The sequence below is a fragment of the Pseudomonas sp. genome (assembly GCF_050739655.1).
Classification (GTDB): domain Bacteria; phylum Pseudomonadota; class Gammaproteobacteria; order Pseudomonadales; family Pseudomonadaceae; genus Aquipseudomonas.
The window spans coordinates 1-7273 of the sequence record NZ_JBOIBY010000589.1; the positions used below are offsets into that span (position 1 = coordinate 1).

The window sequence follows — 7273 nt, forward strand, 5'->3', positions numbered from 1 at the left end:
ATATAAAAAAGTACTGGCCTGTATGATACTGGCCGGACCAACCGAGACCTGATGATGGCAACTGATAACGAAATTGAAGGCGGCCCTCGTCGCCATGGCGGCCGCTACATTTACGAAGAACTGCGCAAGCAGATTTTGACGCTCAAGCTCAAGCCTGGCGTGCAATTGGATGAAGTATCCCTTGCGGCGCAGTTCGGCCTTTCCCGCTCCCCTGTTCGAGACGCACTGGCGCGGCTCATCACTGAAGGCCTGGTAGTTATCCTGCCCAATCGCACTACGCTGGTGACGCCCTTTGAGATTGAAGAGTTTCCCAACTACATCGCGGCCTTGGATCTGATGCAACGAGTCGTCACTCGCTTGGCAGCCACTCAGCATCGCCCAGAAGATCTCGAAGCAATCCGTGAGGCGGACGCAGCATATCTGAACGCTGTCACCCGTGGAGACTTCCAGGTTATGTCCGAGCTTAACAAAGCTTTCCACATGGCCATTGCGCGGGCAGGGCGCAATCCGTACTTCATCAACTATTACGAGCGTCTGCTGAGCGAAGGGCAACGTTTGCTGCATCTGCACTTCGACTATATCGTAAGTTCAGCGAGCGCTAATCGCCTGGGTCGCGATCACGACGATATTATTCAAGCAATCGCAGCCCGCGACGGCGATGCAGCTGAGGCGGCGGCTCATGAACATACCGTTCTTTTTCAGCGTCGATTCTTGGACTATATGCAGCAGAATCTGACTGCTCAGATCTCCGTAACTTAATTAGACGAGTGATCATTACAGCGTGGCTCAACATCGCGGCTTTGCTTCATCGATGTAGCCACGCAGATCAACCACAGTGTGACTTGATCACGCACAGCCTCTATATATCCCGCCTCTTCTCCCCTCCTTAGAAGTACGAGATACCGAGTAAAAGCCTGGTATCACGCACAGATGCGATATAAGGACCATCAGTGGCCCAGTCGACGTGTCTAAACCAAGTATCGCGAAATGCCTGGAAAGTTCCCTGAACTACACAGTTCTAATAGCACCATCATGCGCCTTTGTTTCATTGCCGCTAGTTATAACTTCCAGCTGGTATACTTGCGCACACCGTTTGCACATCCCGTACGAACAAATTCCCATTATTCATTTCAAGATGGCTACGACAGTGAAAACTGGGGAGTTTCTGAGAGGATGAGCACTTTAATCTTCAGCAGATGCGCACAGCGACATTAAGCGCGCTAATTAGCACTAGCCTTCCAGGGTACAGGATAATAATCGTGTTGAAGGGCCCCATCACGGCGCTGTTGCTGCTCCGCGATAGGCCCTCATATTACGCTACTGCCTGTGCTCCCGTAATTTCAACGAGCGACCCGCACATGAACGCGGCCTCGTCTGAAGCAAGGAAGGCCACCAGCGCGGCAACTTCCTCTGGTTTGCCAATACGCCCGAACGGCACCATCTTATCCAGGTCGGCGATGGTACGGCCGGTGCGGAGCACGCCAGCTTCAAGCATTGGAGTGTGAATTTCACCAGGACACACGGCGTTGACCCGAACATTCTGCGGTGCGTAATCCCGAGCCAAGTTCTGGGTGAACGATGCTACAGCTGCCTTTGTTACGTTATAGGCAATGTGTCCCGGTGCTGGATACAGTCCCCACTGCGATGCAGTATTAACAATGGCGCCGGCTCCATTTTCGATCATGATCGGGAGGACTGCTCGGCAGAGATAAAACATGGAATCAAGGTTAATTGCGAAGCTGGTATGCCAGTCGTCCTCGCTCAACGCCAAAAGATTCCCACGGCGGTTGATCCCCGCGTTGTTGACCAAGACATCGATACGCCCCAATTGTCCCACTACCGCGTCTACCAGACCGCGGCATGCGTCGCCGGAGCCAATGTCCGCAGCTATTGCAACTGCCTTACCCCCACCAGCTTTGATCCCCTCAACCACTACCTGCGCCGCCTCCCGATTGACGTCGCTGACTACGACCGTTGCGCCCTCGCTCGCCAAGCGCGCCGCGATTGCCGAGCCGATGCCGCCTGCGGCGCCAGTCACGATCGCAACTTTGTTTTCAAATCTGTTCATCATCGACTCCTGCTTGTTGTATTGGATGTAGTCGTTCATGTCTTAGGGCAATCGGTTGAGCGGGGGTCCTAAGTGCACGGCACGTTGAAGCTCATCAGTTCGGCGATATCCACTCCGCTGTCCGTCCCTGCGCAGGAGTGTCGGTAAGAGCTTCAAACCTGCCATTTCGAAACATTGGTAGCTCAGCCCAAAGCTAATGGCCAAATCCGAAAATCAAAAGTTGTGACCGCGGGAAGGTGGCTGAGGGCGGGTAAGAACCTGAACCATCAGATCACCCCTGCTCATCTCACTGCGTAGAAACATAGGCCGTCCGACCCAGAAAACAAGCTGTGTGCAGCATTGCATGCAATGCTAGCCACTGCCGTTCAGTGTGTCAACAGACCTGTTCCCAACTCGACAGTTGGCACAGGTTCGCGATCGTTTTCAGGTGGGAACTGGCAGGTATTGGAAGGATTTTCGATGTGCCGAATCAGGTCTTCCACTGGATCTAGTGTGCTGTTCTCGAAATAATTTTCTAATTTTTCACCTACACTTTCGGTGTCATTTCTGCCTCGGAGAGTCCCAGGTGAGCGCTCTGTGTCGACGCTGATGCGATTTTGACGGCGGCTGATTTTGACTGACCCACATGCAGCTCCTGAAACCACTCACAGGACTTTCGTTTGCTGAGCATTCGGGTAGGGCATTGAAATCCGGTAGCCTGGGTCAAAATCGCATCAGCGCCAACAGAGTAGGTTCTCCAATGGTGGTCGTGCCTGAGTTCAGGCCAGCTGAAAATCCGACTTTTTCAACAGAATCGGCCAAAAACGGTCAATGGACGCTAACGCATGCGTGAAGCGAAAAGGCGCGGTGTTTCGTTTAAATCGCTCACAGTGAGTTGACCTAGTGCTCGTAGCTTAGGTGTATAAACTCTTCATAGAATCAAGAATTTTGCGAGAACCCAGCTCATGAAGGGAAAACGTAAAGCTAAACCGTCTAAATGGCCAATGAAGGCTCGCTTCGAGCTCGAAGCTCAGTGCCTACTTGCAAGCAGAACTGATGCTTCTCATCGGTTCCTCAATACTGCACTGCAATCAGGTCCAGAGTGTGAGCCTATAGGAAGATTGGCAGGCTAACGGAATACACCGAAACCTTGCTGGCGATTGCCGAATCAACGAGGTGGATATGTTTGCTGAGGTTATGCGCGAGGATACATACCGTGCCTACCGCATCCGCCTGGAAACGCTTCTGCAAATTCCAACGGACGCATTAGACAAAGACATCCATGAATTGATCGAGGCTGGATTCTCGGCCAGCAGCGTCGATGCTCTTTGTACCATGGGCACAATAAGCCCATCAGCGCGCAACCTGATCATCCCACTCAAAACGCTCAAATCAAGGTTGGCACGAGGTCAGCAATTGACACTTAGCGAGAGTGATCGCTTATTTCGAGTCACGCACGTCACTGCCATGGCTGAAGCGCTCTTCGGGAATGATGCGAAGGCTAAGCGTTGGCTCTTGAAACCTAAGGAGAGATTTTCCGGCAGTTGCCCAATTGCCATGCTCTCAACCTTCCCAGGTACCCGAGCTGTTGAGAAACTGTTGCTTGAGATAGCAGAGGGATATTCATTTTGACCCTAGGGTGCGAGGCGCAGCCCGTTGGTGGGTTAAGGATTGTCGAGTCACCTTTTCAAGGTGTACGCCCTTGTGCTTCGACCTGTACCAGCAAGCAAGCTGCTTTGCCCTGCTGGGTAATGACGAAAGTCTGCCCTTGTGCAACTAACACCAGCAGACGGCGCATCCGACGGCGAGCCTGGCTTTTGCTGTAGGTGGTGTGCATGGCTGGTCCCTCTGACTAGATTCCGATATAGAGTAGCCATTTCATTTCATGCGGCGACCTCAGCACACGGACGCGTCCAACACCTGGGGTTCCGGCACCTAGCTCGCGGGCTGATAACGTCCGGAACTCTTGGCGTTACCGGGTTAAATCTGGCGTTGCGCCTAAAATCCTAGGCGTTAGCTCAAGGAAGTGTTGGGGCGCACGATGGTCGGGCTTCCGCGCAGACTGCTGGAGAACCCGCATTGGTTTCGGACGAGGGTGGCGCTGAAACGAACCCTCGCGTTGGGTGAAGTTTCGACGAAAGCACTGGTTCGAAACCACCACACCCTTCACATTTTATTTCACATCTTTTTCTGAGCACGACTCAGTAATTACAAGGCTTACAGGCCAGCGTGCAACACACGTAAAACTCAAGGACTTCACATTTTTTCGCGCGCCTCCCGAGCGTATAAAATGCTGCATGGCCACACCACTCGATGGTCCACGGCAAGCCCAACACCGTCGAAACGCACCACTTGCTCGTCGACCATCATGCGCCTGCGAAGTGGCCAATAGGCAAGTGTCCGAGCCACAGGGTGCAAGGAGGGCGTAGGCAGACTGGACTAACGGGCCGCCAGATCAGCTCGACCGCGGCAGCGGACGGAGATGCCCAGATCGATAACAGCGACGTCAGTCGGACGGAGACCCAAAGACCGTCGGTGGCCGCGACCGAAGCAGTAACATCCATAGACGGTTTCCCGGCGAAGAGGACGAGCGATCGCTGAAGGCTCAGCTCGTTGGCACGGGTGATTAGCTCGTGCGCGCCAGCGCTGGCGACCTCAGCGGCAGGGGCATCCCAACCTAACATCGGCTGACGACAGGGTCCGAATGCCACCGCCCGCTGATTCGCCGCTTCGGCCCTGGTCGACATTGCGTCAGCGCTAAGGCGCCCTGTACGTTGTAACGCCTGCCGCTCGATACGGTGGATCAGCCTCAACGCCGCCCTTCAAGGAGGCAGCATGTCAGCAAAAAAGAAAATCGAGGTCCGCCGCGGTACAGACGGGCCCGCATCGGCGTCTGAACAGGCGGACGGGATCCAGCTCCACATTGAACTGCCGGCAATGTGCGGGCACGCAACAGACGTGTACCTCGATTGCCTCGAGGTCTTGAACTGTGTTTTTCTCGGCGCCCTGCCCCAGGCCGCGGCCGATTCAGCGGAGCCTGCCTCAGGCCTCAGCGCGCCCCGCACGCTGAGCCCGCGCACCTTGTTCAGGGAGGCAGTCATGCTGGCGGAGGCGCGGCAGTTGATCCTGCAAGACGGCGACTGGGTGACCGCGGCGGGCTTGTCCCAACTCACCGGGCTCGAACCTGCAGCGCTCGCCGCCGGCCTCCGGGCGTGGCTGCGCGACGGCCGTCTCATCAGCGTGAGCGACCAGAGCCAGGAGTACTTTCCAGCGTTCGCGTTTGGCGACGCAACGGAACGGCGGCCCATCGCCGAATTCGCCGCAGTGATCAAAGTGCTGCGCGAAAAAAAGGACAGCTGGGGCATGGCGTTCTGGTTCGCCTCGAGCAATCACTTCTTGGGCGGCAACCGTCCGAAAGACCTGCTGCGATCGTCACCGCAGCGTGTGTGCCGCGCGGCGGAAGAAGAGGTGGCGGGGGTACTGCATGGTTAGTCCGGAGGTCGCTTGGGTGGCCAGCCGGAGTGTGATGGCGGCCGGGTAAACCCATCTGCTGGTGAAACAGCCTTGCCTGACACAGTACGAAAATATCGGGAGGTGGACATGGTCCGCGGTGGCCTTAACAAGGCGCTGATGCAGGACGCCTGCACGGTGTGCGCAGCCGGGGGCAGCATCCGAACATCGATACGGTGCGGGAGCAACTGGGCAATACCGGGGCCCGGGTCAGGCACTGCGCGAGCAACTGAAGTGGCAAAACGCACATCAGCTGCAGTGACGCTATGGTAAGTTGCGTCACGTGCAGGGACAAAACACGGCCAGCTAGGCAACGCTCGCCTGCTCAAGCGTGACAATGAAGCGTTGATCCAGCAGCTCACGACCAAACAACCGCACGCGCACCAACTCGACAAGTAGCTTCGGGCTGTCACCCAACAACACGACCAACTCCGCGTCCACCTTGAGCAGCAACAAGGCACTAAGCGACTGCTCTCTACTCACTTGGGCGAAGCGCAACGCACCCTGCAATTGAGGACGCTACGTTGCCAGTACCTGGGACTAACTTTTTACTGGTCGCCTGCACTGGTGAATTTGGCGGAAGACGCGGGCCGGTGCCCGCCAGCAATCCGACCGGTTCCAAGTCTCTACCCGCCAACAGGGCGACGTCCAAGAATCGATTCGCACTTGCCGAGCGCGCCCTGAGCGCCGCCTGCGCCGCGGCCTTGAAATGCTCAGCGACCTGCCATTTTTTCGTTTTGACTTTGCGCTTACCTTTCATCACGGCTCTCGAAGTGAATCACAAACGTCTACTCTCGATAGGCATTGATACATGAGCGGACCGCCTTGGGACTCCTCCCGAACCCACGCTCGTTGCTCCAAAGGTACCACTCACGTTGATCAGGGTGGGCCACGCTTCTCCTAGACGTACCGTCAACCATGGCTATCGCCCAAAAAACGCTCTGGGGTTTGAGAACCCTGCATTCTCAAACCTGCTATCTCGTTCCCAAAACTAGGGAGGGCGGGCTCTCAAGTGTCTTTAAGGGGAGGCCAGGCGCCAACGAGGTCTCACAGCAAGCACGTTGAGGGCCCACTGTATCCTCAGGGGTTCCTAGCGATCAAAACCCCACCGTTCTTAGCTTCTTGCTCACATCCCCATCCCCTAAAGTATCGCGTCTGCCGTTGAGCCCCCGGCATATTTGCGGAACGATTCAATTCACAACCAACGCCCCTGCTCTTTCCGCACCAAAGCGTGCATGGCGTCAACGCTCAACGACAAGGCGGCAGCGCGACGCTTTGCAACGTGTGCAGGTGATAGGAAACGCTTGGTGCTCTCGCTAGCGCTGGATAGACAGATGGCTTGGAAACTCGCTTCATCAGCCCGCCCCGAGAGCATCCGACGGGTGCGGTCATCGAACAACATGAAGCGGATGGGATTCAAACGCAGTAACGCCCGCCACTTGGCATCCAACGAGACAAAAAACGGAATGTGAAATGCACCATAGCTATTTTGTGCGGCCATACGCTCCAGTAGTCGTAAGTGTGAGATATCCCAAGCCATTCCCTTTATTTTTGCAAGCATCGTGTGCGAACGACCAGTGACAGGCCCGAAAAAGGGGGCCGGCTGCTTGGTCGCTATCCCCTTCCAGATCAGACTCAAATCGGACATCGGAATGAAACCTAGATCATTGACGCAGTAGTCGATCAGTTTTCCGAAAATCGTCTTCACATCTCGAT

At 55.6% G+C, this 7273-nt stretch carries 6 protein-coding genes and 1 pseudogene; 3 read left to right on the forward strand and 4 right to left on the reverse strand.

Going from position 1 to position 7273, the window contains the following annotated elements; all coding sequences use genetic code 11:
• The first annotated feature begins 51 nt into the window (after positions 1–51).
• Positions 52–759, forward strand: coding sequence for a GntR family transcriptional regulator (locus ACRESJ_RS28215; RefSeq protein ID WP_431760807.1), 708 nt, complete (start codon positions 52–54; stop codon positions 757–759).
• Between the two features lie 553 nt (positions 760–1312).
• Here the strand turns inward: ACRESJ_RS28215 and ACRESJ_RS28220 are convergent.
• Positions 1313–2107 (reverse strand): SDR family NAD(P)-dependent oxidoreductase, encoded by a 795-nt coding sequence (locus tag ACRESJ_RS28220; RefSeq protein WP_431760808.1) that lies wholly within the window; start codon positions 2105–2107, stop codon positions 1313–1315.
• Between the two features lie 1122 nt (positions 2108–3229).
• Here ACRESJ_RS28220 and ACRESJ_RS28225 point away from each other — a divergent pair.
• Entirely contained in the window at positions 3230–3679 is a 450-nt protein-coding gene (locus ACRESJ_RS28225) for an antitoxin Xre/MbcA/ParS toxin-binding domain-containing protein (protein WP_431760809.1), read from the forward strand.
• Positions 3680–3734: 55 nt separating this feature from the next.
• Here ACRESJ_RS28225 and ACRESJ_RS28230 read toward each other — a convergent pair whose 3' ends face one another.
• Positions 3735–3884: a hypothetical protein gene (locus ACRESJ_RS28230; RefSeq protein ID WP_431760810.1), complete on the reverse strand. Its 150-nt coding sequence runs from the start codon at positions 3882–3884 to the stop codon at positions 3735–3737.
• Positions 3885–4882: 998 nt separating this feature from the next.
• Here ACRESJ_RS28230 and ACRESJ_RS28235 point away from each other — a divergent pair.
• Complete coding sequence (locus tag ACRESJ_RS28235; RefSeq protein WP_431760811.1) at positions 4883–5539, forward strand: hypothetical protein; 657 nt, start codon at positions 4883–4885, stop codon at positions 5537–5539.
• Between the two features lie 324 nt (positions 5540–5863).
• On the opposite strand, the gene ACRESJ_RS28240 is transcribed toward ACRESJ_RS28235, so the two are convergent.
• Both ACRESJ_RS28240 and ACRESJ_RS28245 read right to left on the reverse strand, forming a co-directional pair.
• Positions 5864–6040: a hypothetical protein gene (locus ACRESJ_RS28240; RefSeq protein ID WP_431760812.1), complete on the reverse strand. Its 177-nt coding sequence runs from the start codon at positions 6038–6040 to the stop codon at positions 5864–5866.
• Between the two features lie 712 nt (positions 6041–6752).
• Positions 6753–7273, reverse strand: a pseudogene (locus tag ACRESJ_RS28245) (hypothetical protein); the annotation flags it as partial.

Excerpts from the sequence above, each read along its gene's own strand:
- ACRESJ_RS28215 (WP_431760807.1), top strand. The coding sequence starts at position 52 with ATGATGGCAACTGATAACGAAATTGAAGGCGGCCCTCGTCGCCATGGC.
- ACRESJ_RS28220 (WP_431760808.1), bottom strand. The coding sequence starts at position 2,107 with ATGAACGACTACATCCAATACAACAAGCAGGAGTCGATGATGAACAGA.
- ACRESJ_RS28225 (WP_431760809.1), top strand. The coding sequence starts at position 3,230 with ATGTTTGCTGAGGTTATGCGCGAGGATACATACCGTGCCTACCGCATC.
- ACRESJ_RS28230 (WP_431760810.1), bottom strand. The coding sequence starts at position 3,884 with ATGCACACCACCTACAGCAAAAGCCAGGCTCGCCGTCGGATGCGCCGT.
- ACRESJ_RS28235 (WP_431760811.1), top strand. The coding sequence starts at position 4,883 with ATGTCAGCAAAAAAGAAAATCGAGGTCCGCCGCGGTACAGACGGGCCC.